The sequence below is a fragment of the Phytopseudomonas punonensis genome, assembly GCF_900142655.1.
Classification (GTDB): Bacteria; Pseudomonadota; Gammaproteobacteria; order Pseudomonadales; family Pseudomonadaceae; genus Aquipseudomonas; species Aquipseudomonas punonensis.
In genome coordinates this window covers 243457-267771 of the sequence record NZ_FRBQ01000004.1, presented here as the reverse complement: position 1 = coordinate 267771, position 24315 = coordinate 243457, and the positions used below count along the sequence as shown (strand labels likewise).

23 protein-coding genes are annotated in these 24315 nt (G+C 62.6%); 5 read left to right on the top strand and 18 right to left on the bottom strand.

Features of this window, described 5'->3' with window-relative positions:
- The first annotated feature begins 68 nt into the window (after nt 1-68).
- Entirely contained in the window at nt 69-1382 is a 1314-nt protein-coding gene (locus tag BUC40_RS13960; protein WP_073266689.1) for an NAD(P)/FAD-dependent oxidoreductase, read from the top strand.
- 19 nt (nt 1383-1401) lie between these two features.
- Here BUC40_RS13960 and BUC40_RS13955 read toward each other — a convergent pair whose 3' ends face one another.
- Both BUC40_RS13955 and BUC40_RS13950 read right to left on the bottom strand, forming a co-directional pair.
- Nucleotides 1402-3348: a metallophosphoesterase family protein gene (locus tag BUC40_RS13955; protein WP_073266687.1), complete on the bottom strand. Its 1947-nt coding sequence runs from the start codon at nt 3346-3348 to the stop codon at nt 1402-1404.
- A 113-nt stretch (nt 3349-3461) separates the two neighbouring features.
- Nucleotides 3462-4139 (bottom strand): Crp/Fnr family transcriptional regulator, encoded by a 678-nt coding sequence (locus tag BUC40_RS13950; RefSeq protein ID WP_073266685.1) that lies wholly within the window; start codon nt 4137-4139, stop codon nt 3462-3464.
- Nucleotides 4140-4226: 87 nt separating this feature from the next.
- Here BUC40_RS13950 and BUC40_RS13945 point away from each other — a divergent pair, with 87 nt between their 5' ends.
- Nucleotides 4227-4748, top strand: coding sequence for an Mpo1 family 2-hydroxy fatty acid dioxygenase (locus tag BUC40_RS13945; RefSeq protein ID WP_073266683.1), 522 nt, complete (start codon nt 4227-4229; stop codon nt 4746-4748).
- 149 nt (nt 4749-4897) lie between these two features.
- On the opposite strand, the gene BUC40_RS13940 is transcribed toward BUC40_RS13945, so the two are convergent.
- The 6 genes from BUC40_RS13940 to oscA form a co-directional block, all read right to left on the bottom strand.
- Nucleotides 4898-5656 carry a sulfite exporter TauE/SafE family protein gene (locus BUC40_RS13940; protein WP_073266681.1) on the bottom strand — a complete coding sequence of 253 codons (759 nt, stop codon included), beginning with the start codon at nt 5654-5656 and terminating at the stop codon, nt 4898-4900.
- A 107-nt stretch (nt 5657-5763) separates the two neighbouring features.
- A complete protein-coding gene (locus BUC40_RS13935) occupies nt 5764-6762 on the bottom strand; it encodes a sulfate/molybdate ABC transporter ATP-binding protein (RefSeq protein ID WP_073266679.1) in 999 nt (332 codons plus the stop codon).
- Between the two features lie 60 nt (nt 6763-6822).
- Nucleotides 6823-7686, bottom strand: coding sequence for a sulfate ABC transporter permease subunit CysW (gene cysW / locus BUC40_RS13930; RefSeq protein ID WP_073266677.1), 864 nt, complete (start codon nt 7684-7686; stop codon nt 6823-6825).
- Nucleotides 7687-7696: 10 nt separating this feature from the next.
- A complete protein-coding gene (cysT, locus tag BUC40_RS13925; protein ID WP_073266675.1) occupies nt 7697-8509 on the bottom strand; it encodes a sulfate ABC transporter permease subunit CysT in 813 nt (270 codons plus the stop codon).
- Nucleotides 8510-8587: 78 nt separating this feature from the next.
- The gene (locus tag BUC40_RS13920) at nt 8588-9589 is read right to left on the bottom strand and encodes a sulfate ABC transporter substrate-binding protein (protein WP_073266674.1); all 1002 of its coding nucleotides are present in this window, start codon (nt 9587-9589) and stop codon (nt 8588-8590) included.
- Nucleotides 9590-9732: 143 nt separating this feature from the next.
- The gene (gene oscA / locus BUC40_RS13915; protein ID WP_013793331.1) at nt 9733-9915 is read right to left on the bottom strand and encodes a sulfur starvation response protein OscA; all 183 of its coding nucleotides are present in this window, start codon (nt 9913-9915) and stop codon (nt 9733-9735) included.
- Between the two features lie 255 nt (nt 9916-10170).
- Between oscA and BUC40_RS13910 the strand changes: the two genes are divergently transcribed.
- Nucleotides 10171-10752 (top strand): alpha/beta hydrolase, encoded by a 582-nt coding sequence (locus BUC40_RS13910; RefSeq protein WP_073266732.1) that lies wholly within the window; start codon nt 10171-10173, stop codon nt 10750-10752.
- Between the two features lie 43 nt (nt 10753-10795).
- The gene (locus tag BUC40_RS13905) at nt 10796-11746 is read left to right on the top strand and encodes a sigma 54-interacting transcriptional regulator (protein ID WP_073266672.1); all 951 of its coding nucleotides are present in this window, start codon (nt 10796-10798) and stop codon (nt 11744-11746) included.
- Nucleotides 11747-11928: 182 nt separating this feature from the next.
- Here the strand turns inward: BUC40_RS13905 and modC are convergent, their stop codons facing one another.
- From modC to BUC40_RS13870, 7 genes are all read right to left on the bottom strand, one after another.
- Nucleotides 11929-13023: a molybdenum ABC transporter ATP-binding protein gene (modC, locus tag BUC40_RS13900; RefSeq protein WP_073266670.1), complete on the bottom strand. Its 1095-nt coding sequence runs from the start codon at nt 13021-13023 to the stop codon at nt 11929-11931.
- On the bottom strand, nt 13020-13703 hold the full coding sequence (gene modB, locus BUC40_RS13895) for a molybdate ABC transporter permease subunit (protein ID WP_073266668.1): 684 nt from the start codon (nt 13701-13703) through the stop codon (nt 13020-13022). Before modB ends, modC begins: the two co-directional genes overlap by 4 nt.
- A gap of 280 nt (nt 13704-13983) precedes the next feature.
- Nucleotides 13984-14742, bottom strand: a complete 759-nt coding sequence (gene modA, locus BUC40_RS13890; RefSeq protein ID WP_073266666.1) for a molybdate ABC transporter substrate-binding protein — start codon at nt 14740-14742, stop codon at nt 13984-13986.
- 221 nt (nt 14743-14963) lie between these two features.
- The gene (locus BUC40_RS13885; RefSeq protein WP_073266664.1) at nt 14964-15824 is read right to left on the bottom strand and encodes a glycine betaine ABC transporter substrate-binding protein; all 861 of its coding nucleotides are present in this window, start codon (nt 15822-15824) and stop codon (nt 14964-14966) included.
- Between the two features lie 209 nt (nt 15825-16033).
- A complete protein-coding gene (locus BUC40_RS13880) occupies nt 16034-16978 on the bottom strand; it encodes a choline ABC transporter substrate-binding protein (RefSeq protein ID WP_073266662.1) in 945 nt (314 codons plus the stop codon).
- Nucleotides 16979-17021: 43 nt separating this feature from the next.
- A complete protein-coding gene (locus BUC40_RS13875) occupies nt 17022-17903 on the bottom strand; it encodes an ABC transporter permease (protein WP_073266660.1) in 882 nt (293 codons plus the stop codon).
- 1 nt (nt 17904) lies between these two features.
- On the bottom strand, nt 17905-19101 hold the full coding sequence (locus BUC40_RS13870; RefSeq protein ID WP_073266658.1) for a quaternary amine ABC transporter ATP-binding protein: 1197 nt from the start codon (nt 19099-19101) through the stop codon (nt 17905-17907).
- A 1283-nt stretch (nt 19102-20384) separates the two neighbouring features.
- Between BUC40_RS13870 and gbdR the strand changes: the two genes are divergently transcribed.
- Nucleotides 20385-21485 (top strand): choline metabolism transcriptional regulator GbdR, encoded by a 1101-nt coding sequence (gene gbdR, locus BUC40_RS13865; RefSeq protein ID WP_073266656.1) that lies wholly within the window; start codon nt 20385-20387, stop codon nt 21483-21485.
- 366 nt (nt 21486-21851) lie between these two features.
- Here gbdR and BUC40_RS13860 read toward each other — a convergent pair whose 3' ends face one another.
- The 3 genes from BUC40_RS13860 to etfA form a co-directional block, all read right to left on the bottom strand.
- Nucleotides 21852-22100, bottom strand: coding sequence for a hypothetical protein (locus BUC40_RS13860; protein ID WP_073266654.1), 249 nt, complete (start codon nt 22098-22100; stop codon nt 21852-21854).
- 39 nt (nt 22101-22139) lie between these two features.
- Nucleotides 22140-22913 (bottom strand): electron transfer flavoprotein subunit beta, encoded by a 774-nt coding sequence (gene etfB / locus BUC40_RS13855; RefSeq protein ID WP_073266652.1) that lies wholly within the window; start codon nt 22911-22913, stop codon nt 22140-22142.
- Nucleotides 22914-23006: 93 nt separating this feature from the next.
- A complete protein-coding gene (gene etfA / locus BUC40_RS13850; protein ID WP_073266650.1) occupies nt 23007-24236 on the bottom strand; it encodes an electron transfer flavoprotein subunit alpha in 1230 nt (409 codons plus the stop codon).
- Between the last annotated feature and the right edge of the window lie 79 nt (nt 24237-24315).

Genomic DNA, 24315 nt, shown 5'->3' with positions numbered 1-24315 from the left:
TCCATGTGGGAGCGGCTTCAGCCGCGATAACCGATTTCATCGGTGCGAACGCACGCTAAGGACATGCAATGAACGCAAGCAATCAACCCGTCAAACCCGCCGCCGAGCGAGCGCCGTCCTACTACGCGGCCTCGCTCAACTTCGAGAGCGACTACCCGACGCTGCAGGGCAGCGTGAGCGTGGACGTGGCCATCATCGGCGGCGGCTTCACCGGCATCGCCACGGCGGTGGAGCTGGCCGAGCGCGGTCTCAAGGTGGCCGTGGTGGAAACCCACAAGGTCGGCTGGGGCGCCAGCGGGCGCAACGGCGGCCAGGTCACCGGCAGCCTCTCCGGCGATGCAGCCATGCGCAAGCAAATGCGCAACACCCTGGGCGAGGAGGTGGACGACTTCATCTGGCACCTGCGCTGGCGCGGCCATGAAATCATCAAGAGCCGCGTCGCCAGGTACGGCATCGCCTGCGACCTCAAGCACGGCCACCTGCATACGGCGATGAAAGCCAGCCATATGGACGAGCTAAAGGCGACCTACGATGAAGCGCTGCGCCGCGGCATGGAGTCCGAGGTGACCCTGCTCGACGGCGCCGGGGTGCGTTCCCAACTGGGCAGCGAGCTGTACTGCGGGGCGCTGAAGAATACCCGCAACATGCACCTGCACCCGCTCAACCTGTGCCTCGGCGAGGCCCGGGCGGCCGAAAGCCTGGGCGCGCTGCTCTTCGAACATTCCGAGGTGCTGGAGATCGTCCACGGCCCACGCCCGGCCGTGGTCACCACCGGCGGGCGGATCGAGGCCAAGCAGGTGCTGCTGGCTGGTGACGTCTACCACAAACTGGAGCGACGCCAGCTCAAGGGCCTGATCTTCCCGGCCATGGGCGGCATTGTCACCACCGCGCCGCTGGGCGAGCTGGCCCGCGAGATCAACCCGCAGGATCTGGCGGTGTACGACTGCCGCTTCGTGCTCGACTACTACCGCCTCACCGGCGATGGCCGGCTGTTGTTCGGCGGGGGCGCCAATTACTCGGGGCGTGATTCACGGGATATCGCCGGCGAGCTGCGCCCGTGCATCGAGCGCACCTTCCCGCAGCTCAAGGGCGTGCCGATCGACTTCCAGTGGAGTTGCGCCATGGGCATCGTGATGAACCGCATCCCCCAGCTGGGCAAGCTGTCCGGCAACGTCTGGTACTGCCAGGGCTACTCCGGCCACGGCGTGGCCACCAGCCACATCATGGGCGAGATCATGGCCAAGGCGATTACCGGCGACCTGGAGCAGTTCGACACCTTCGCCGCCTGCAAGCACATCAAGGTGCCGCTGGGCGATCAGCTCGGCAACCCGATGCTGGCGGCGGGCATGTGGTACTACCAGATGCTGGAGAAATTGCGCTAGGCACTCTGGTGCTTGATCCCTAAACGCGCTTGGGCTCTTCATTGGGCTCTGCCACTTCATCACGGTCATCGATGAATTCGGTGCGTGGTGAACCGTCGGCGTTGAGCTGGAACACACGGCTGGGCTGGCCTTCGGCGTTGAACAGCACCTGGCCGAGGCCGGCGGAGTTCCACAGGCGTTCGCCTGATTTGCTGTGTTTGGGGATGTGCGGGAAGACCTGCATGCGGCGGCGTTTGGTCAGCCAATTGAGCGGCGACCAGGGCGCGTAGAGCCAGCGGTTGAGGCGGTCGAAGGTGTCCAGCAAGCGGCGCGGAAACTCGTTCTTCACGCCGCTGCTGGTGATCTGCCAGACCGTCGGCCCATTGCGTCGTTGGCGTACCTTGACCTCGTAGAAGAACGAGTAGTGCACGTCGCCGGACAGCACCACGTAGTCCCGTGGCGTACGCGAGTGGCGGAAGATGTTCATCATCACGCTGGCGGCGCCGCGATGGGCCATCCAGTTTTCCGCATCGACCATCAACGGGTGGCCGGCCCAGCTGAACACCCGCTGCACCGCTTCGATCAGCTTGACGCCGAACATCGGCGCCGGCGAGACGATGATCGCCGAGGGATGGTCGAGCAGGTCCTGCTGGAATTCGCTCAGCGCTTCCCAGTCGAGCAGCCCGGAAGGCCGCTTGATATTGCGCTCGCTGCGCCAGCGCCGGGTGCGCGTGTCGAGCACCAGTAGCGCCGGTTTGCTGGGCAGCACGTAGTGCCACTGCTGGAATTTCATCAGTTCGTCGATCAGGCGATCCTGGGCCGGGCTGCCGAAGCCGCGCTCTTTGGCCTGTTCGCACAAGGTGCGTGTACCGGCCAGGGGCTCGGCAAAGGCGTCCGGGTTGTTGCCCCAGCCCTGGCACAGCAGGTAGCCGATCAGCGCGTTGCCGATGATGCGCTTGGAAAAGGGATGGCCGTAGGCAGTTTCTTCCCATTGCGCGGAGAGGTTCCAGTCATCGGTGATGTCGTGATCGTCGAAGATCATCAGGTTCGGCAGATGCGCAAGTACCCGAGCCACTCCGCCGAGGCTGTCGACAAACGCGGCGATGTTGGTGCGCTCGCGGTCATAGCGCTCGGCATCCTCGGCACTCAGCTGCGGCGCGTCGCTGTCGAGCAGCGTCCAGGGCGTTGGCGACCATGCCAACAGGTACATGGCCAGCACTTCGGCCAGGGTGACCAAGTGGTTATCGGCGTTGCTGCTGGTAAAGATGGGTTTTTCGGTGCCGCCGAAAAAGCGTTCACGTAGCGTCTCGTTGCTCTTCAGCGCCGGCAGCAGGTCGGCGCGATGAAAATAGCTGGCCGGGTGCCCGTAGAGGTCGGCGCTGTCATCGACCACCGCACCTTCGAGTTTCTCGTGGTACAGACCCAGGCGTTCGATCAGCTGGTGGATGGCGCGCAGCATCGGCCCGGCAACGTCGTCGACGTAAACCTGATCGCCACTGTGCAGTAACACGGCCGGCCGCTCATTCGCCGCGTGGGGCGCGGCCAGCAGGCGGTCAGCACACAGCAGGCCATCCTTGGATGGGTGATGCGGTTTGCGGCAGGAGCCGTGCAGCAGATTGTCGATACGCGAGCGCAGCACGAAATTGGGTTGGGTCGCGCCGTCGTACAGCAGGTGCGCGGCCCAGTCAGCGATGCCGTGATGGCCGTCGACGAGCAGATCGTAGGCGATCAGCTCGTCCTCCGGCAGCGGAGTATTGAGGTGCAGGTCGATCAGGTGAATGACCGCGTGCTCGCCGATCCTCAGACGTTGGCAGGCATCGCTCAGCGGGTAATCACGGCTCGCCTGGCCGGCTGGAGCCAGGCGCAGGGCCAGCTGCAACTCGCGGCTGCCGACCAGCCACAACACCAGGCGGCCGGGCTCCAGGCGCCGCAGAAGCGGGCCGGCGAGTACGGCGGGTAGGTCGGAAGTAGGCGCGGATTCTGGCAACGTGATCTCGGGTCGCTTTTGGCCGCAGGGTTACCCCATCAGCCGGGATTGCAGAGAATGAATAGGGACATGGCGCTCTGCCATTGGTTCTGTTGTCACAAAAGCTTCATTTTCTAGCGAGCGGCTTGGCGCAGGCCGTCGAGGTCGAGAATTTCGATTTCGCCGTAGGTCAGCCGCACGATGCCGCGGGCCTGCAGGTCCTTGAGCACGCCGTTGGCGGTTTGCCGGGAGATCGCCAGCATCGCTGCCAACTGCTCCTGGGCCAGATGAATGACGCGCCGCGGGCCCTGGGTTTCGCCATAGTCTTCGGCGATCAGCAGCAGGCGCCGGGCCAGGCGCTGCGCGGCTGGCAGCAGGCTCATCTCTTCCAAGGCGATAAATGCCAGGCGTACCTTGTGGGCCATCAGCAGTGCGATGTCGCGCCAGTAGGCGGGGTGCGTTTCTAGCAGGCTCAGCAGGCCCGCCTGGGGTACGTGCAAGAGACTGCTGGCGCCTTCGGCTAACGCATCGTGGGTACGTGGCTGGCCATCGAACAGGGCAATTTCGCCGAACCAGTGCGGTGCTTCCACGAGCACCAGCAGCGCTTCCTTGCCGTCGGCATCCACACTGCCAACGCGCATGGCGCCTGACAGCACCGCATACAGCCCGCTGGGCGTGTCGCCGCGGCTGAATAGGCGTTGCCCGGCCTCCAGCTTCAGCTGCCGGCCCTGGGTAAGCAGCGCCTGCTGCAAGGCCTGAGGCAACGCCGCGAACCATTGGCCCTGGAGCAAGGTGGCATGCAGATCGGTCATGGAGTTTCCGGTTTGTCGGCTAGCTGACAGTGCTGGCGAAGTGGCCGCGCCATTATGCGGTTACCTACACCCGAGAGGACAATAACAATGAAAACCCTGGTGGATCACCTCGCCCAATACGCCGCCTATCACCGTGACCGGCGCAACATCGCCACCCACTTCATCGGTATTCCCATGATCGTGCTGGCGGTTACCGTTTTGCTGTCACGCCCGGGCTTCGTCGTGGGCGGCCTGTGGCTGTCTCCTGCGTCCCTCGCTGCGCTGCTGAGCACGCTGTTCTATCTGCGCCTTGATGTACGTTTCGGCGTGATTATGGGCGCGCTATTTGGCCTCTGCCTGTGGTTCAGCGCCGGGCTGGCGATGGCGGGCACCTTGCTGTGGCTGAGCGGTGGGCTGGGGCTGTTCGTGGTCGGCTGGGTCATCCAGTTCGTCGGCCATTACTACGAAGGCCGCAAACCGGCGTTCGTCGATGACGTCATGGGGCTGATCATCGGGCCGTTGTTCGTGGTTGCCGAGGCGGCCTTTCTGCTCGGCCTGCGCCAGGAGATTGAGCATGAAGTCGTCCAGCGTGCTGGCCCGACGCTGATTCGCGAGCGCGGGGTGGTTTGACTGGGGCTTTTGTAAGGCAAAAGCAGCCGGTGGGCGGAGCTTTTGTGGGAGAGGCTTTAGCCTCGATTGTGCCAAGCTAGGCGTAAAGAGCTCGGGGCTAAAGCCCCTCCCACGAGTTCGCAAGCGGCTGCTCCGCCACATCTCAGCCGCTAGAAACCACCACGTAGCGCCAAATCGGCGCCGAGCAGCAGCAGGCCGATAAAGAACCAGCGTTTGAAGCGCTCTGGGCTGATCCGGCGGCGCAGCCATTGGCCACTGGCCATGCCTATCAGCGCTGGCAGCAAGGCCAGGGCGGACATGCCAAGCACCGCCGGTTGCAGCAGCTCGCCGCTATGGCCCAGGCTGAGGGCCAGGGCGATTGTCGAGACGCTGAAGGAAATCCCCAGGGCTTGCACCAAGTCGTCCTTTTCCAGGCCGATAGCCTGCAGGTAAGGCACGGCGGGAATCACGAACACGCCGGTCACGGCGGTGATCGCCCCGGTAACGGCACCGATGATTGGCGCCAGCCATCCTTCATGTGCCGGCATCACCGCGAAGCGCACCGATGCCAGCCCCAATACCGCATAGAGAATCAGCGCCAGGCCCAGCCAGCGGGTGGCATTCGGCAGCTGTTCGCCCTGCAGGTAGAAGCCGATCGCCAGCGTGCCAACCACGATGCCCACTAGCAGCGGCCACAGGCGCCGCAGCATCGGCAGCGGGCTGCGGCCATCGCAGAGTTGCCAGATATTGGTGACCATCGACGGAATGATCAGCAGCGCTGCGGCCTGCATCGGCGTCATCACCAAACCGAGCAGGCCGACCGCGATGGTCGGCAGCCCGAGGCCAACGATGCCCTTGACCATGCCGGCGAGCAGGAAGGTCAGCAAAATCAGCGGCAGGTAAGCGACGAGTCCGTCGAAGGTGAGCATGGGCGAGCGTCCGTTGCAGGTGGGCGCTTATGGTAGGCGAAGGCGCAAATAAAAACGCCCCGGCTGTTTGGCCGGGGCGTTTTCACTTGAGGCTTATCGCGTGCCGCTTACGGTTGCACGCCAGTGCTCACCGGCTTGCCGCCCTTGGGCTTGAAGTACAGCGTGGCGCCGCGGGCGAGGTTGTCGAGGCTGAGGTGATCCTTGGCCACTTCGGCTTCGATCAGCTCGTCCTGACCGTCGACCTTCAGGGTGATGCGGGTGATGGCGCCAAGCAGGCGGATATCGCGCACTTCACCGGCCTGATGGCCCTCCAGCGCCTCGGTCGACAGGCTCACTTCGTGCGGGCGGAACAGCACGTGGTGATCGTCGCCGACGTACAGGCGGTTGGCATCACCGAGGAAGTGGTAGACGAAATCGCTGGCCGGCTTCTCGTAGACTTCGGCCGGCGAGCCGATCTGCTCGACCACGCCCTTGTTCATCACCACGATGCGGTCGGCCACTTCCATGGCCTCTTCCTGGTCGTGGGTCACGAACACGCTGGTCAGGTGCACTTCCTCGTGCAGCCGGGCCAGCCAGCGGCGTAACTCCTTGCGCACCTTGGCGTCGAGGGCGCCAAAGGGCTCGTCGAGCAGCAGCACTTTCGGTTCTACCGCCAGGGCGCGGGCCAGGGCGATGCGCTGGCGCTGGCCACCGGACAGTTGCTCCGGATAACGGTCGGCCAGCCAGTCGAGCTGCACCAGATCGAGCAGGTCGTGGACCTTCTTCTTGATCACGTTCTCGTTGGGGCGCTCGCCCTTGGGTTTCATGCGCAGACCGAAGGCGACGTTGTCGAACACCGTCATGTGGCGGAACAGGGCGTAGTGTTGGAACACGAAACCGACCTTGCGATCACGCACGTCGTGCTCGGAAACGTCTTCGCCGTGGAACACGATGTTGCCGCTGTCCGGGGTTTCCAGGCCAGCGATGATGCGCAGCAGGGTGGTCTTGCCGCAGCCGGACGGGCCGAGCAGGGCGACCAGCTCGCCACTCTGGATGTTCAGGTTGATGTCGTTGAGCGCCTTGAACTGGCCAAAGTGCTTGTTGATGCCGCTGACTTCGATACTCATGGTGTCTACCTGTTTCTGTCTGGCCGGTTCGCGAGAGGGCGCGGCGCCGGCAAAAAGGGTTTAGTCGTCCTGGTTGGCTTTGAGCTGTCGGCTCAGGCGCGCTTCGCTCCACTGGCGAAGCAGCAAAACCACCAGGGCCATGACCAGCAACAGGATGGCCACGCTGAACGCGGCGACGATGTTGTATTCGTTGTACAGAATCTCGATGTGCAGCGGCAGCGTGTTGGTGTAACCGCGGATATGGCCGGAAACTACCGACACCGCACCAAACTCGCCCATCGCCCGCGCGGTACACAGCACCACGCCGTAGACCAGCGCCCATTTTACGTTAGGCAGCGTGACATGCCAGAACATCTGCCAGCCGTTGGCACCGAGCAGGCGCGCGGCCTCTTCCTCGGTGGTGCCTTGTTCTTCCATCAGCGGGATCAGCTCGCGCGCGACGAAAGGGAAGGTCACGAAGATGGTCGCCAGGACGATGCCCGGCACCGCATAGATGATCTGCAGATCGTGATCCTGCAGGTACGGCGCCAGCTTGCTCTGCGCGCCGAACAGCAGCACGTAGATCAGGCCAGCGACCACCGGCGACACCGAGAATGGCATGTCGATCAGGGTGATCAGAATGCTCTTGCCGCGGAACTCGAACTTGGTCACCGCCCAGGCGGCGGCCACGCCGAACACCAGGTTGAGCGGCACCGAGATGGCGGTAGCGAGCAGGGTCAGCTTGAGCGCGGAAATGGCGTCCGGTTCGCTGATCGCTTCCCAGAAGAACTCCAGGCCACGGCTCAGGCCCTGGGTGACGACGATGTACAGCGGCAGCACGAGAATCACCGCGAACACTGCCCAGGCGACAGCGATCAGGGCGATGGCGCCGGGGGAGCGGCGCACCGGGCGGGCCGCGTTCTTGCCAAGGGTTGCAAGGCTCATGACGGGCTCCTCAGATTTTCGGCTGGATGCGGCGCTGCAGGATGTTGATCAGCAGCAGCAGAATGAACGACACCACGAGCATGATCACGCCAATGGCGGTGGCGCTCGGGTAGTCGTACTGGTCCAGCTTGGAGACGATCAGCAGCGGCAGGATCTCGGTCTTCAGCGGAATGTTGCCGGCGATAAACACCACTGAGCCGTATTCGCCGACGCCTCGGGCGAAGGCCAGAGCAAAGCCGGTCAGCCAGGCGGGCAGCAGGCTCGGCAGCAGGATGTGGCGGAACACCTGCAGCGGCTTGGCACCGAGGCAGGCAGCGGCTTCTTCGACTTCCTTGGGAATGTCGGCGAGTACCGGCTGCAGGGTACGCACCACGAAAGGCAGCGTCACGAACACCAGCGCCAGAGTGATACCGAGCGGCGTGTAGGCGATCTTGAACGGGAACAGCGAGCCGATCAGGCCGTTGGGCGCGTACAGCGCGGTCAGCGCGATACCTGCCACGGCGGTCGGCAGGGCGAACGGCATATCGACCATGGCATCGATGATGCGCCGTCCCGGAAAGGTGTAGCGCACCAGCACCCAGGCGATGATGGTGCCGAGAATGCCATTGAGCAGGGCAGCCGCCAGCGCGGTGCCGAACGACAGCTTCAGGGAAAACTGCAGCTGACGGTTGTTGAGCAGTGCCCACCATTGGTCAGCGGATAGCTGCAGGGAAAACAGAAACATCGCACCCAGCGGGATCAGCACGATCAACGCCAGGTAGGTGAGCGTGAAGCCCAGAGTCAACCCGAAGCCGGGTATGACCGAGGAAGTTCGACGAGACATGGAGAGTCCTTTTGATCAGGTCCACAACAAAGCCCGCCATTGAGTTGCGCAATGGCGGGCCAGGTCGATCAGCTGAACTTACTGGTTAATCTTCTTGAAGATGTCGTCGAACACGCCGCCATCATCGAAGTACTTCGGTTGAGCCTTGGCCCAGCCGCCGAAATCCTTGTCGATGGTGACCAGCTCCAGGTTCTTGAACTGATCCTTGAATTCGGCCGCCACCTTGGCGTCACGCGGGCGGTAGAAGTTCTTCGCGGCGATGCGCTGGCCTTCTTCGCTGTACAGGTACTGCAAGTAGGCTTCGGCGGCCTTGCGGGTGCCTTTGCGGTCGACGTTCTTGTCGACCACGGCCACCGGCGGCTCGGCGAGGATCGACAGCGACGGGGTGACGATTTCCAGCTGGTCGCCACCTTCTTCAGCCAGCGACAGGTAGGCTTCGTTTTCCCAGGCCAGCAGCACGTCGCCCAGGCCGCGCTGCACGAAACTGATGGTCGCGCCGCGTGCACCTGTGTCGAGCACTGGCGCGTGACGGTACAGCTCGGTCACGTATTCCAGGGCTTTTTCGTCGCTGCCGTATTTCTTCTTGGCGTAAGCCCAGGCAGCGAGGAAATTCCAGCGTGCACCACCGGAGGTTTTCGGGTTCGGGGTGATGATTTCCACGCCATCCTTGACCAGGTCGTCCCAGTCCTTGATGCCTTTCGGGTTGCCCTTGCGCACCAGGAACACGATGGTCGAGGTGTACGGCGTACTGTTGTCTGCCAGGCGCTTCTGCCAGTCCTTGTCGATCAGCGGCTGGTTGAGGTTGATCGCGTCGATATCGCCGGACAGTGCCAGGGTCACCACGTCGGCTTGCAGGCCATCTATCACCGCACGGGCCTGCTTGCCCGAACCACCATGGGACTGCTGGATGGTCAGCGGCTCGTTGCCCTGTTCCTGCCAGTGCTTGTTGAAGGCCTTGTTGAATTCCACGTACAGCTCGCGGGTCGGGTCGTACGACACGTTGAGCAGCGTCTGGGCGGCGACCGGGCCGGCAACCAGGGCGCTGGCGAGTGCAGCGAGTGCGAAACGGCGAATGGACATGGTGATGCTCCTAGATACTGAATACTGTGCTGTACGTGTCTGGCGGTGCGATGTCTGCTCTCTGGGCCGGCATTCGCGGGTTACATCGGCAGTACTGGTAGCGGTTCATGCGTGGCTGCCCGTGGTCGGGTTGGCGAAAGGGCTCAGGCGTTCTTGCTGCCAGGCTGCTGGAGGCGGAATTTTTCCTTGCGCTCGATCTGCACTACCTGGCCGTTGTGCACGGTGATTTCCACCGAGCCGAACTTCAGGCCATTCAGGGCGCTTTGAATCTCACGCAGGATGGTGGCGTCATCCTGGCCTTCCAGATTGCGAAGGGTGGCGGTCATGGTCATGGCTCCTTGCCCTCGAATCGTGATGCGACGGCTGTCGGCGGCGGGGCGTGGAGCGGATAGTAGGAGAGCTGAAATATTCTTAAAAATACTGTTTAAGAACATTTATATGCCTTTCGGGTATATAAAGGGGCTTCGTTCTGCATCTGGCAGGGAGTTGCAGAAAAGGAATAAGCAAATAAGTTCTTATTCTTTTTAGATCGATTAGCACGCTCGTACACTGCAGACCAAGCAGATACGGAGGGCGCCATGATGCGCAGTGAAGCGGTTCGCTACCTGATAATGCCGGGCTGGCAGGGCTCGGGCGATGACCATTGGCAGAGCCATTGGCAACGCAGCCTGCCCAACAGCGCGCGGGTCGAACAACGCGACTGGCTGACGCCACGCCGTGAGGATTGGGTCGCAGCGCTGGAGCAGCAGATCGCCGCTGATCCGCGCCCGGCCATCCTGATCGCCCATAGCCTGGGCTGCATCACCGTCGCTCATTGGGCGGCCCAAGCCGTACCTGCCACGCTGCGTCGGGTACGTGGTGCGCTGCTGGTGGCGCCTGCCGATGTGCAGCGTCCCAACTGCCCCGAGGCGTTGCGCAATTTCGCGCCGATTCCCCGCCAATCTCTGCCATTTCCTAGCCAACTGGTGGGCTCCGACAACGACTCCGCCGCCAGCGCCGCGCGCGCTATCGAGCTGGCCCGCGACTGGGGCAGCGAGGTGGCGATTCTCAGTGGCGCCGGGCATATCAATGTGAAGTCCGGTCATCAGCGCTGGGATCAGGGTTTCGCCTACCTGTTCCGCCTGCAGAGCCGCATCGAGCAACAGCAGCGCCTGCGTGCCTGAGGCGGCAGTCGTTGCAGCCTGACTGCCATGGGAGCGTGAATTTATGAGCGTGTCACCGGTGGGCGATCCATCACTGCTGATCTTTCCTGACGCCGACAAAAGCCCGCTGAGCATTCGTGCCAAAGCACTGGTGTTCATCGACCCGCGTACCCGGCAGCTGCGCAAAGAGGTCGAGCGTCTCGCCAGCTTGCCAGTGCCGATTCTGATCCAGGGCGAAACCGGCACCGGTAAGGAATTGCTGGCCCGGCATATCCACCGCTCCAGCGAACGCCCGGGCCTGTTCGTGGCCCTGAGTTGCAGCAGCCTAAGCCCCAATCATGGTGAGGCCGAGCTGTTCGGTTACGCCGCTGGCGCACACCAGGGCGCACCGAGCAGCCGCGCTGGTTGGCTCGGCTCGGCCAATGGCGGCACCTTGTACCTGGACGAAATAGCCGACTTGCCGCTGGCCCTGCAAGCGCAGTTACTCGGCGTGCTGGAGACCGGCGAAGCCTGGCGCGTTGGCGCGACCCAGCCGATTCCCGTGGATGTGCGCCTGGTGGCCGCCTCCAGTGTGGATCTCTGGCAGTCAGTGAAGGCCGGCAAATTCGACGAGCGCTTGGCGCATTACTTGAGCGATGGGCGTCTGGAGCTGCCGCCGCTGCGGGAGCGGGTCGGTGATGTGTTGCCGTTGGCCGAGTACTTTCTCGGTATCTACACCCAGCGCCTGCGCTTGCCGCTGCCAGGCATCAGCCTGGCAGCCCAGCGGGTTCTGGAGCGGCATGACTGGCCGGGCAATACTCGCGAGCTGGAGAACGTGGTGCACTTCGCGCTGCTGGTGTGCGACGGTGACGAGATCGAGGCCCACCACCTCAACCTGCCGGCCGCGCCGCCGTTGAAACGGCTCGAGCACGCCCTCGAACAGTTGCTTGACGAGGGTGACACCGGGCAACTGGCCGCGCTTCGCGAGTTGCTGCGGCGTGCTGAGGCAAGGGCGCCGGTGCTGGCGGCTTCCTGATCCGGCTCTGCGCGAGTGGGTGGTTAAGAGCCAAAAGCGTACACCGGCGCAGTATCTGTGGGAGGGGGCGGGGACGCCCAGTCCATGCCCGCGATTTTTCGCGCGCATGGCGCGCTCCCACAGTGGATCGGCGAATAGCTGTTCCCCCCTTGTAGCCATTTGCATGACTGGGCCCGTTACGCCTATGACGCCAGCAGCGACACCGATTTGACCTGCACCCACAGCGGTTGCCCGGAGCGAATATTCAGTCCATCGAACGAATAGCGGGTGATGCGCGCGATGATCCGCTGATCGCCCAGTTGCAGTTCCACCAGGCAGTGCGCCGGATTGGGCAGATCGAACCAGCGCTCGACCGTCGCCGGCAGCAGGTTGAGCACGCTGCTGTCGCGGGCCTGCTCCAGGCTCAGGCTGACGTCACGGGCCTTGATCTTGATGCGTACCCGCCGCCCTGCCGGCAACGGCGCGTGGGCTAGCCGCAGGCAGGCCGTGCTACCAGGCAGTCTGATATCGAGCAGGTCGTAGTGCGCGTCGTGCCGCTCGACCTGCCCCTCGATCACCGCCTCGGCGTCATCCTCGAAGATGAATGGCAGATCGCTGCGGATTAGCGTTTCCTTGAGCGGCCCACTGGCCGTCACCCGGCCTTCGTCGAGCACCACCAGATGATCGGCCAGGCGCGCGACTTCGTCCGGTGCATGGCTGACGTAGAGGATCGGAATATCCAGTTCGTCATGCAGACGCTCCAGATACGGCAGCACCTCACCTTTGCGCTTGAGATCCAGCGCCGCCAGGGGTTCGTCCATAAGCAGCAGGCGCGGGCTGGTGAGCAGCGCGCGGGCCATGCCGACGCGCTGGCGCTCGCCACCGGACAGGCGATCGGGCAGGCGTTCGAGCAAGTGGCTGATGCCGAGTAGTTCGACCGCCTGCTCGAAGGGCACGCGTCGCGCGGTTTTGGCGATGCGCTTGAGGCCGAACTCCAGGTTGCGCCGCACCGACAGGTGGGGAAACAGGTTGGCGTCCTGAAACACGTAACCGACCGGGCGCCTGTGGGCCGGCAGCCAGATGCCATTGGCGCTGTCCTGCCAGGTTTCGTCATTGATCTGCAGGTAGCCGCTAGCCGGTCGTTCCAGGCCGGCTACACAGCGCAGCAGAGTGGTCTTGCCCGAGCCGGAGTGGCCGAACAGCGCGCTGACGCCACGACCCGGCAATTGCAGGTCGACATCCAGGGTAAAGCCAGGATGAGCAAGCGTGAAGCGGGCCTTCATCTGCTTGTCGCTCATACCCAGGCCTTCTGGCCGCGACGGCCGCTGGAGTAGAGCGCCAGCAGCACCAGGAAGGAGAACGCCACCATGCCGCCGGCCAGCCAGTGGGCCTGGACGTACTCCATGGTTTCCACATGGTTGTAGATCTGCACCGAAGCCACTTGAGTCTTGCCGGGAATGTTGCCGCCGATCATCAGCACCACGCCGAACTCGCCGACGGTATGGGCGAAGCCAAGGATCGCTGCGGTGAGAAAGCCCGGCCTGGCCAGCGGCAGCATCACGCTGAAGAAGGTGTCCCATGGCCCGGCCCGCAATGTCGCAGCGGCTTCCAGCGGCGCGCGGCCCATGGCTTCGAAGGCGTTCTGCAGCGGCTGCACCACGAAGGGTAGGGAGTAGAACACCGAGCCGATCAGCAGGCCGGCAAAGGTGAAAGTCAGCGTGCCCAGACCGAGCGCCTGGGTCAGTTGGCCGAAGAAACCGTTGGGCCCCATGCTGATTAGTAGGTAGAAACCGATCACCGTAGGCGGTAGCACCAGCGGCAGGGCTACGATGGCGCCAATTGGCCGCTTCAGCCAGGACTCGGTACGCGCCAGCCACAAGGCGATAGGCGTGCCGATCAGCAGCAACAGCACTGTGGTCAGGGTCGCCAGCTCCAAGGTGAGGAGAATGGCGGCGAAGTCGTTGGGGCCCAGAGGCATTGCAGTGGCCTTTCAAGAGTTTGGGGTGAGACTAGCGCCAGAGCCGGCTGCCGATCTTCCGACGCAGGTTCCAGCATTGCAAATGGAGGGCTGCAAAAAGGCAAAAGCAGCCGGTGGGCGGAGCTTTTGTGGGAGAGGCTTTAGCCTCGATTGTGCCTAGCTAGGCGTAAAGAGCTCGGGGCTAAAGCCCCTCCCACGAGTTCGCAAGCGGCTGCCTTCGCCACATAGCAGTGACCCTTGTGCTCTGCATCGACCCGCAGGAGATCGTTAACATGCTCTCTTAAAGCGTGTAGCCATAAGCCTTGATGATCTCGGCAGCTTTCGGCCCTTTCAGGTACTCGACCAGCGCCTCTGCCGCCGGGTTGTCTGCGCCTTTCTTGAGGATCAATGCATCCTGGCGGATCGGCTGGTACATCGCCTCGGGCACTACCCAGACCGAACCGGCCGTGATCTGACCATCCTTGTACACTTGCGAAAGGGCGACGAGGCCCAGTTCAGCGTTGCCTGTGGAGACGAACTGCAGCGCCTGGGTGATGTTCTGGCCTTCGACGATCTTGCCCTTGAGCGTGTCGCTCAGGCCCAGCTTGTCGAGTGTCTGAGTCGCCGCCAGGCCATAAGGTGCAGCTTTCGGGTTGGCGATGGACAGGTGCTTGAAGTCGCCTTTCTCGAGCACGGCGCCCTTGTCATCGACGACGCCTTCTTTTGGCGACCACAGCACCAGCTTGCCGATGGCATAGGTGAAGCGCGATCCCTCTACGCTCTGGCCTTCTTTCTCAAGCTTGGCCGGGGTGCTGTCATCAGCGGAGAGGAACACCTCGAAAGGCGCGCCGTTGCTGATCTGCGCGTAGAACTGCCCGGTGGCGCCGTAGGACGCCTGCACACTGTGTCCGGTGTCCTTCTCGAACTCGCTGGCAATCGCCTGCATCGGTGCGGTGAAGTTGGCGGCGACGGCCACCTGAACCTGACCGGCCGAGGCATTGGCAGCTACGGCCAGACTGGCGCAAACCACGAGAAGCGAACGAATGATGCGGGCGCACATGGATGGCTCCTGAAAGCGTGGGCCGCGAACGGCGGCCACTTGAGGTAACGCTGTATACAAAAATATATGGCGGTAGGGAAGTGAAACCGTCGTTACAGATATCCGCTGGCGTCGGCTGGCGAGTAAGTTCACTCGGAAACGGTTTTTTCTACGCCCATAAAAAATGCCAGTCGGGGCACCTGACTGGCATTTCCGCGATGCTGCGTTAGCGTGCGGTCAGCTTATTTAAGCCACTCGGCAACGCGATCCGGGTTCTTCGCGATCCACTGCTTGGCCGCTTCGTCCGGCTTCACGCCGTCGCGGATCAGCAGCATCACTGCGCCCACTTCTTCGGCGCTCCAGGAGATCTTCTTGAGGAACGCAGCGGCTTCCGGCGCCTTGGCTTCCAGGCCAGGGTTGGCAACGGTGTCTACGTGCTCAGCTTCACCGAAGACGTTTTTCGGATCTTCCAGGAAGCGCAGTTTCCATTGCGCGAACATCCAGTGCGGAATCCAGCCAGTCACCACGATTGGCTTCTTGGCTTTCTCGGCACGGGTCAGGGCAGTGGTCATGGCTGGGCCGGAGCTCGGCATCAGCTTCAGGCTCTTGAGGTCGTATTCCTTGATCGCTTCTTCGGTGCGGCGCATCACGCCAGCGCCGGCATCGATACCGGTGATCTTGCCGTCGAAGTCCTTGGCGTATTTTTCCAGGTCAGCGATGGTCTTGGCTTCTACATAGTCGGGCACGATCAGGCCGATCTTGGCGCCGTTGTAGTTGGTACCCAGGACGGTGACCTTGTCCTTGAGTTTCTCGAAATATTCGCCATGGGTGGCGGGCAGCCAGGCGGAGAGGGTAGCGTCCAGGTCGCCGCGCGCGACGCCCTGCCACATGATCGCCGGCTCTACAGGCTGCAGAGTCACGTCATAACCGAGCTTGGTTTTAAGGATTTCGCCGGCGACGTGAGTCACCGCAACGCTGTCATCCCAACCGTTCACGTAGCCGATTTTCAAGGCGGGTTTGTCTGCCGCCATGGCGCTGGACATCCCCAGTGCCAAGGCAGCGACACCGAGGCTCTGCAGGCACAAGCGTTTGAAGTTATGCATAGGTGTTGCTCCGTCAGTGAGTGGCAGTTCAGATGGTTTACTGGCTCGTTCTGATCGCGGGCCTTGCGGCACCGGCGGTGCAGGGCATGGCCCTGGTTGCACCGGACGCTGGGGGCAGCGAGCCCCCGGCTGGCTGGCGACGCATGCTGAATCGCCGGCCTGTACCTGAACCGGCTGAAGGCAGCCGGGTCGCGGTTGGTGCGGACTCGTTAGAGCCCGACGAATTTCTTCACAGCGGCGGCGCCATCTTTGCCATCGAAGGTGGTCACGCCTTGCAGCCAGGCATCGAGTGCCTGCGGGTTGGCTTTGATCCACGCTTTGGCGACTTCAGCTGGGTCTTGCTTCTCGAGCACCTTCTCCATCAGCTGGCTTTCGATATCGACGTTGAACTGCAAATTGTTAAGCAGTTTGCCGACGTTGGCGCAACGCTCTTCGTAGTCGGTCGGCACTACGGTGTAGACCTTGGCCGCGCCGTAGTCCGGGCCGAACACATCATCGCCACCGGACAGGTAGGTGATGTCGTATTGGGTATTCATCGGGTGCGGCGCCCAGCCGAGGAACACCACCGGCTCCTTCTTGCGAATCGCGCGCTGCACCTGAACGAGCATGCCGGCTTCGCTGGACTCGACCATCTTGAAGTCGCCTAGGTTGAAGGTGTTGCCCTTGATCATGCCGTCGATCAGCAGGTTGCCGTCGTTGCCCGGCTCGATGCCGTAGATCTTGCCGCCTAGCTGATCCTTGAACTTGGCGATGTCCTGAAAGCTTTTCAGGCCCGCTTCAGCTGCGTAGGTCGGCACCGCCAGGGTGTACTTGGCGCCTTCCAGATTCGGCTTGGCCAGCACCTTGACGCTGTTGTCCTTGGTGAACGGCTCGATCACCGAGTCCATCGAAGGCGCCCAGTAGCCAAGGAACACGTCGATCTGCTTGTTCTTCACGCCAGTGAAGGCGATGGGCACCGAGGCCATGGTCTTGCGCGGCGTGTAGCCGAGGCCTTCAGTCAGGGTCATGGCAACGCCAGTGGTGGCGGCGATGTCAGCCCAGCCGATTTCGGCGAAACGTACTTGCTTGCAGCTCGCGGGCTCCTGAGCCCAGGCGCCCTGTACTAGCGCGCAGGAGAGCAGACCGACACCCGCTGCCTTGTGGAATATGTTCATCCGCGAATCCTTGTGTGATTGAAAGGAAGTTCAGTATGGCCTTTTACTGGCGCTGCAGTCGCGCGCTCAGCCAGGTGAACCAACCAGCGCGGTTCGCGGCGGTTTGCGGTGTGCCAAAGCTTTCGGTAATGCGGTCGAGAATGATCGCCAGCAGTACCACGGCCATGCCGCTTTCGAAGCCCAGCCCGATGTCCAGACGCTGGATACTCGCCAGTACGTCGTTACCCAGGCCGCCGGCGCCGACCATCGAGGCGATGATCACCATCGACAAGGCCATCATGATGGTCTGGTTGACGCCTGCCATGATCGACGGCATTGCGTTCGGCAGTTGCACCTTGAACAGCAATTGGCGGCTGTTGCAGCCGAACGATTGGCCGGCTTCAACGATTTCCTTGTTGACCTGGCGAATGCCCAGGCTGGTCAGGCGCACCGCCGGCGGCATGGCGAAGATCACCGTGGCGATGATGCCGGGCACGCGGCCCAAACCGAACAGCATGGCGGCGGGAATCAGGTAGACGAACGCCGGCATTGTCTGCATGAAGTCGAGAATCGGCCGGATGATGGTCGACACGCGCTCGCTCTTGGCGGCCCAGATACCCAGCGGGATGCCGATCAGCAGGCTGATCAGAGTCGCCGAAAAGGTCAGGCCGAGGGTTACCACCGTCTGCTCCCAGAAGCCGGTCATCACGATCAGCACGAATGCTACGGTGGTGAACAGTGCGAAGCGAAAGCCGATACGCCACAGGCCCAGGGCCACAAAAATGGCGATCAGCAGCCACGCTGGCGGCAGCATCAGCACATTCTCGATCGCTTCGGAGAAGCCACTGACCACGCTGCCCATGCTGTCGAAGACGCCGCTGTAGTTGTCCAGCATGTGCTGAACCGCGTCGTTGACCCAGCTACCCAGATCCAGTTTCTCGCTCATGTCATTCTCCCTGCAGACGGGTCAGGAGGCGGCCCTTGCTGATGGCGCCGCTGTAATGGCCATCGCTGTCGACCACCGGAATCGGACCTTCGTTATCCACCAGGCGGTTGATCACCTGATCCAGTGGCAGGTCTTCGGGAACCGGGTTGATGGCTTTCAGCACAGCGCTGTCCAGCGCCGGCGAACCACCACCTTCGACCAGCAGGGCGATTTTCTCCAGGCTGATGGAGCCACAGAAATTGTTCTGTTCGTCGACCACGAATGCGTAGTGCTTGTCCTGCTCCTGCAGCTCACGGCACACCGTTTGCGCATCCGGCGCTTTGCCGTTGTGCACATAGATCGGCACGCTGTTGGACTTGAGCTGACCAGCGGTGAGATAGCGGCTGGTATCAACGGTATCGAAGAAGTTGCGCACATATTCGTTGGCAGGATTGTCGATCAGCTCCTGCGGGGTGCCGACCTGAATCAGCTTGCCGCCTTCCATGATGCCGATGCGATTACCGATGCGCATGGCCTCTTCGATATCGTGGGAGACGAAGATGATGGTGCGGCGATGAGTCTTTTGCAGCTCCAGCAGCACGTCTTGCATTTCGCGGCGCTTGAGCGGGTCGAGTGCCGAAAAGGCCTCGTCCATGATGATCATCGAAGGGTCAACGGCGAGTGCGCGGGCCAGGCCGACACGCTGCTGCATACCGCCTGACAGTTCGTGGGGGAATTTGTTGGCGAAGGTATCCAGGCCTACCTGCTTGAGTACCTGCATGGCGCGTTCTTCACGCTCCTTGCGGCCCTTGCCGGCGACTTCGAGACCGAAGGCGGCGTTATCCAGAACAGTACGAGAGGGCATCAGAGCGAAGGACTGGAAGACCATGCTCATGTCGCGCCGGCGTAGATCAATGAGTTGATCCTTGGGCAGCTTGGCGACGTTCTGGCCGTCGATGTAGACGTTGCCAGCGGTGGGTTCGACCAGGCGATTGATCAGCCGGATCAGGGTGGATTTGCCCGAGCCGGATAGGCCCATCAGCACGAAGATTTCACCTTCCTCGACACTGAATGACACATCACTGACGCCAATCACGGCGCCCTTTTCAGCGAGAATCTTGTCCTTGCTCCATCCCTGCTTGAGTAGGTCGATGGCTTCTTGCGGCTTGTCGCCGAACACCTTGTAGAGGTTTTCGACGACGATTTTTCCAGACTGCATGGGATGGTTCCCCTTCAGTAGACATCAGAACAGTCACACGCAGCTTGCCGTGCGCCCACTGGACACCCGTCATGCGAGGCAGACTGTTCTTGCTTGTGGGTATATACACGGTTCCAGGGTTTGGACAGCGTTCTGCGCCATGGCGTTCTTCAGGTACCGGCGTGCACTCCAGAACCGTAGCCAAGGCGGAATGCCCAGGCAGCGCTGGTGAACGTGACAGATGAAGTAATGCATTGCCGTGCTGCAAACTGCTTTCCAAACCCTCTGGCAGTGTTACGAAGCCCAATCCTTTGGGTGTTCACACCTCATCCGAGGTGCGCGTACATCCGAAATTTCTTGTTGGACTGGCGCCCGTTTGCTGGAGCCAGCACTTATCTGTTCTTCGGTCTGGAGCGGTGGGCCCCAGTCTGCCCCTCTGGTCAAGAGCGGCAGCGACGAAATCGGCTGACTCAACGATATAGTCTTGCGGTCGCGGCAATTATCGAATTGCGACCCTGACGTGTTGGGCGACGACAAGAGGGCGCCGCCTAAAAAAACCATAACAGATTTTTTCTGCTCTTGGCCAAAGCTGCAAGCCGCGTATGGCGCGGTTCTCAGCCGGATGAACGGGCGCAGCCTAAGTGCCACGGGGGCTGCAGCAAATTTAAAAAAACGTATGTAAATCTGTTGGTTGAAGGCAAAAAGCGTATCAGCGACCTGCGCGCTCACTTCTTTGACGGTGCCAGTTGCGACGATACAGCTGTGCCAGCGGCATGCTTATGAGGGGCATTGCCGCTGCCTGGCCACCCATAGCGAGTAACGACAACACGGCTGATTTCATGTCTTCCCTGCGAACCCTCTTACGCCGCCGAGGAACAAATTTACCCCGACCAATCTGGTGAGCGCTTTTCGCTCAACTAGGGATGTGGGCGCCTGCTTTTGGTGCGTCGTGGGTGATGGCCGATTTGTCGTATGCGTGACCGCTCAGTCACTCATTGTTCATCCCGACGGGTTACCGATCAGCCAAGCGCGGAAACATCGTTACGCCTGGCACTGCTACCGAAATGCTCAAGCCCTTGGGACATGGCACATTGCAGCAATCTGGCCTTTGTTCAGGATAGGCGCTGCAGAGCGCGCCAGCCGTGAATCCAGCTCGCGACGAATTCTTTATTGAACGCTCGTTCAATGTCGGCATGGCCTTTGCGTTATATATGCCATCTGCTTGACTGCCAGAAAGCCGTAAATACAAGAAAACAGGGCCTCGTGATGAAGGCTCATACCGTGGTTAGCGTGAGGGTTTGTTGATGTCGCAATTGAATCAGGGAGCGCAGCTCCAGAGTCGTGTTCCTCAGTCCATCGGTTTTCTCCTGCTGGACAACTTCACTCTGATATCCCTGGCATCGGCGGTGGAACCCCTGCGCATGGCCAATCAGCTCTCCGGCAAGGAGCTGTATCGCTGGCACACCCTGACCCTCGACGGTCAGCCGGTATGCGCCAGCGACGGTTTGAAAATCACTCCGGATGCCAGCACCGCCAACGCCCCGGCGCTGAGTGCGGTGATCGTTTGTGGTGGCGTGGATATTCAGCGCAGCGTGACCCGCGACCACGTGCAGTGGCTACAGGGCCAGGCTCGCCAGGGCCGGCAGATGGGCGCGGTATGCACCGGTAGCTGGGCGCTGGCCAAGGCCGGGCTGCTCGACGGCTACGATTGCAGCGTGCACTGGGAGTTTCTCGCCGCCATGCAGGAGGCTTTCCCGCGCGCGGCCATCACCACGCGCCTGTTCTCTATCGACCGCAACCGCAACACCTCGTCCGGTGGCACCGCGCCGATGGACATGATGCTGCACCTGATCGGTCGCGAGCATGGCCGCGAACTGGCGGCGGCGATCTCCGAGATGTTCATCTACGAGCGCATCCGCAACGAGCAGGACCACCAGCGTGTGCCGCTCAAGCACATGCTCGGTACTAATCAGCCGAAGCTGCAGGAAATCGTCGCGCTGATGGAAGCCAACCTGGAAGAGCCGATCGACCTCGACCAGCTGGCGCTGTATGTGGACGTATCGCGCCGTCAGCTCGAGCGCCTGTTCCAGAAATACCTGCATTGCTCGCCGTCGCGCTACTACCTGAAGCTGCGGCTGATTCGTGCTCGCCAACTGCTCAAGCAAACATCGATGTCGATCATCGAAGTGGCGTCGGTCTGCGGCTTCGTGTCCACCCCACACTTCTCCAAGTGCTACCGCGAATACTTCGGCATTCCGCCGCGCGACGAACGCGCCGGCAGCGGTGCCAACGTGGTCGCCCTGGTGCCTGTGAATGACGAGCTGCTGCACGACTCGTCGTCTGCCATGGCGGCCCTGAGCCGTGCCCAGGGCGAGTCGACCTTCGCCAGCGTGCGGGTGATCTGATTCAGGGTGGTGGCGTTTGCCGCCGCCTTGTCGCGTAAAAACTAGCCAATTGCCTGAGACGCCCGGAAAACGCGGCGTCCGGGCAGCCTTTCACAGATTATCCACAGCTCTACACAGAGTATTTGTGCGCAAAATAACTGCGGGCAGAATGCTGTGGTGCTTAGGGTCTGTCGGACGGTGAGAGCGCCCTGTGCCGGGCCTCTCAGCCAATTCATCACGGCGCGTGTGTACAAAAACAGCGCAATTGGCGGTGCGCCCCGTGAAACGCGGCGTCGCGATGTTATCCAACAGTTTATCCACAGGCCTGCCCACAGTATTTGTGGGCTGATGTGAGCGGCAAGCCTGGCAACCAGAGTTTAGTCAGGCTCAGGCGCGTGGTACCAGCGCTGGCAGCAGGGTACGGGAGATGGCTTCGCGTACGGTTGGCAGCACTGTGGCGCTGCCGGCGAGGATGTCCTCGACCATATGACGCAACACCAGTGCGCGTTCCGGGCACAGGCCGGTAACCGCGTACTCGCAGGCCTGCTCGGCGCTGGCGCCGCTGGGGATGCTGAAACCCAGGGCAATCAGGCGTTCGCGCAGATCTTCCTGGTCGATCAAGTCGGCATGCATCATCGTGATTGTCCTCGTGACAAATTCGAATTCGACGCACCGTCAGCGCAGCACGCCCTCATCCAGCAGGAGCTTGAAGATAGCCTCTGCGCCTTCCTGTGGCGAGACGCCAGTGAGCACTTGGCCACCGCCGCCCGTGGCTTTCGCCGTGGCGGCCTTCATGCGTTCGGCACCGGTCTTGGCCTTGATCACTTTCAGGCGTTTAGGGCGCGGCCGGGCGGGCTGCCATTGCGCGTCGGCGTAGAGTGGGTCGTCGACCAGCTCAACCGCTTCACGCTCCAGCGTACCGCGACGTGCCGGGCCAAAGGCGCTTTGCCGTGCGGCCGGTGCGGCGCTATCGACGCTGGCCACGAATGGCAGGCGTACCCGCAGCCGGCGGCGCTGGCCGCGCGGCAGAGCCTGCAGAACCTGGGCGGTATTGCCGTCGATGCTTTCCACTTCGGCCAGGCCGACGATCAGCGGCCAGCCCAGGCGTTCGGCCAGCAGGTAGGGCAGCATGCCCGAGCCTTCACCGGTTTCCGACTGGGTGCCGGTGAGTACCAGCTGTGCCTGCGCCAGTTGCAGGTGTTCAGCGATAGCCGGCAGGGCGTCAGCCTCGCGGCTTTGCTCAAGTACGGTCAGGCCGGGCAGGCCCATGCCCAGATAGGTGCGCAGGGTTTCTTCCTGCGGGTCGCCGGCATGCACCACGTTCAGCTTTTCACCGGCCAGCTTGAGGCCCAGCTCCACGGCGCGGGCGTCCTGCTCGGCACGGCGCGGCCTTCCCGAAGCCGGGTGCGAGCCGATGGAAATCAGGGTGACGACGTTCAGATCAGCCATGCCGGGACTCCAGCTATATGTGCGACTTCGCGGGCATGGCCCGCTCCCACGAGTTCGCGGGTGTGGGAGCGGGGCATGCCCGCGACAAGGACTTCAGGCCGCATCACGTTTGGCTCCGTTACGGTAGGCTTCCACACGCTCGATCAGCGCCTGGAGGATCGCGGCGGAGTCGCCGATCACTGCCATGTCGGCCCGTTTGATCATGTCGCAACCTGGGTCGAGGTTGATCGCTACCACCTTGTCGCAGGCGCCGATGCCCTGCAGGTGCTGGATAGCGCCGGAAATACCGACCGCCATGTACACGCGGGCAGTGACCCAGGTGCCGGTGGCGCCGACCTGGCGGGCGCGGGGCATGTGGCCGTCGTCCACGGCCACGCGTGACGCGCCTTCGGTGGCACCCAGGGTGACGGCGGCGCGGTGGAACAGCGCCCAGTCCTTTACGCCGTTGCCGCCGGAAAGGATAAATTCGGATTCGGCCATGGGAATCTGCGCCGGGTCGACGGCCACCGAACCCAGGTCTTCGATGCGCGGCAGGTTGCGCGGCACCTGGGCTGACAGCTCGACCGAGCGTGCCTCGTGGCGGGTTTCGCTGACCGGCTCGGCGCACTCGGCGGCGGCCAGAATGAGGCGTGGCGCTGCCCGGGCGATGTCCTCGCGGCCGGCACCGGCACGGCCGGTGCTTTGCCCGTCTTTGACTTGCCACACGCGGGTTGCCGGGCGCTCGCCGAGGCTGGAGGCCAGCCGGCGACCCAGTTCACCGCCACCAGTGCGGCTATCCGGCAGCAACCAGTGGCGCGGGGAGAACTGGTTGTCGACGGCGCGCAGGGCCAGCACCCGTTGTTCGGGTGAGTAGCCGCCGTATTCATCGCCTTCCAGCTGCAGCAGGCGGTCGATGCCAGCAGTGTCGAACGCGGATTCCTTGTGCTCACCGAACACCACGGCCAGTACGGCGCCGTCCTTGCCGGCCAGCTGATGGGCTAGACCGAGCAGGTCCTTGTCGTGGCTGCTCAGGCGGCCACCAACCATGTCCGGCACCACGGCGATGATGAACGCCGGTTGCTCGATCACATGCAGCGGTAGTTGCACCTGTGCGCTGCTGCTTTGGCGCTTGCTGCCGCCACCCTGCTGCGCGCCGCTGCGATCGATGCGTTTGAGGCCGGCCGGACCGATAAAGCCGGCGGCCGCAGCGTGCGGGTTCTTGCGGACGATGCCGTTGGGGCCCATCCATTGAATCTGTTGGGGCTGCAGGGCCGCGTGCAGCGGGTGCAGGCGGTTGCGGGCGATGCGCTCGGCGCGCGGATCACGGCGGATGATGTCACTCATGGCGGGCTCCCGTCGGCACGACACCGTAGGATGGGTGCTAACCCATCGTCCATTGATGGGTTAGCACCCATCCTGCTCA

Coding starts and splice junctions, on each gene's coding strand:
- BUC40_RS13960 (WP_073266689.1), top strand. CDS start 69: ATGAACGCAAGCAATCAACCCGTCAAACCCGCCGCCGAGCGAGCGCCG.
- BUC40_RS13950 (WP_073266685.1), bottom strand. CDS start 4,139: ATGACCGATCTGCATGCCACCTTGCTCCAGGGCCAATGGTTCGCGGCG.
- BUC40_RS13945 (WP_073266683.1), top strand. CDS start 4,227: ATGAAAACCCTGGTGGATCACCTCGCCCAATACGCCGCCTATCACCGT.
- BUC40_RS13940 (WP_073266681.1), bottom strand. CDS start 5,656: ATGCTCACCTTCGACGGACTCGTCGCTTACCTGCCGCTGATTTTGCTG.
- BUC40_RS13935 (WP_073266679.1), bottom strand. CDS start 6,762: ATGAGTATCGAAGTCAGCGGCATCAACAAGCACTTTGGCCAGTTCAAG.
- cysW (WP_073266677.1), bottom strand. CDS start 7,686: ATGAGCCTTGCAACCCTTGGCAAGAACGCGGCCCGCCCGGTGCGCCGC.
- cysT (WP_073266675.1), bottom strand. CDS start 8,509: ATGTCTCGTCGAACTTCCTCGGTCATACCCGGCTTCGGGTTGACTCTG.
- BUC40_RS13920 (WP_073266674.1), bottom strand. CDS start 9,589: ATGTCCATTCGCCGTTTCGCACTCGCTGCACTCGCCAGCGCCCTGGTT.
- oscA (WP_013793331.1), bottom strand. CDS start 9,915: ATGACCGCCACCCTTCGCAATCTGGAAGGCCAGGATGACGCCACCATC.
- BUC40_RS13910 (WP_073266732.1), top strand. CDS start 10,171: ATGCGCAGTGAAGCGGTTCGCTACCTGATAATGCCGGGCTGGCAGGGC.
- BUC40_RS13905 (WP_073266672.1), top strand. CDS start 10,796: ATGAGCGTGTCACCGGTGGGCGATCCATCACTGCTGATCTTTCCTGAC.
- modC (WP_073266670.1), bottom strand. CDS start 13,023: ATGAGCGACAAGCAGATGAAGGCCCGCTTCACGCTTGCTCATCCTGGC.
- modB (WP_073266668.1), bottom strand. CDS start 13,703: ATGCCTCTGGGCCCCAACGACTTCGCCGCCATTCTCCTCACCTTGGAG.
- modA (WP_073266666.1), bottom strand. CDS start 14,742: ATGTGCGCCCGCATCATTCGTTCGCTTCTCGTGGTTTGCGCCAGTCTG.
- BUC40_RS13885 (WP_073266664.1), bottom strand. CDS start 15,824: ATGCATAACTTCAAACGCTTGTGCCTGCAGAGCCTCGGTGTCGCTGCC.
- BUC40_RS13880 (WP_073266662.1), bottom strand. CDS start 16,978: ATGAACATATTCCACAAGGCAGCGGGTGTCGGTCTGCTCTCCTGCGCG.
- BUC40_RS13875 (WP_073266660.1), bottom strand. CDS start 17,903: ATGAGCGAGAAACTGGATCTGGGTAGCTGGGTCAACGACGCGGTTCAG.
- BUC40_RS13870 (WP_073266658.1), bottom strand. CDS start 19,101: ATGCAGTCTGGAAAAATCGTCGTCGAAAACCTCTACAAGGTGTTCGGC.
- gbdR (WP_073266656.1), top strand. CDS start 20,385: ATGTCGCAATTGAATCAGGGAGCGCAGCTCCAGAGTCGTGTTCCTCAG.
- BUC40_RS13860 (WP_073266654.1), bottom strand. CDS start 22,100: ATGATGCATGCCGACTTGATCGACCAGGAAGATCTGCGCGAACGCCTG.
- etfB (WP_073266652.1), bottom strand. CDS start 22,913: ATGGCTGATCTGAACGTCGTCACCCTGATTTCCATCGGCTCGCACCCG.
- etfA (WP_073266650.1), bottom strand. CDS start 24,236: ATGAGTGACATCATCCGCCGTGATCCGCGCGCCGAGCGCATCGCCCGC.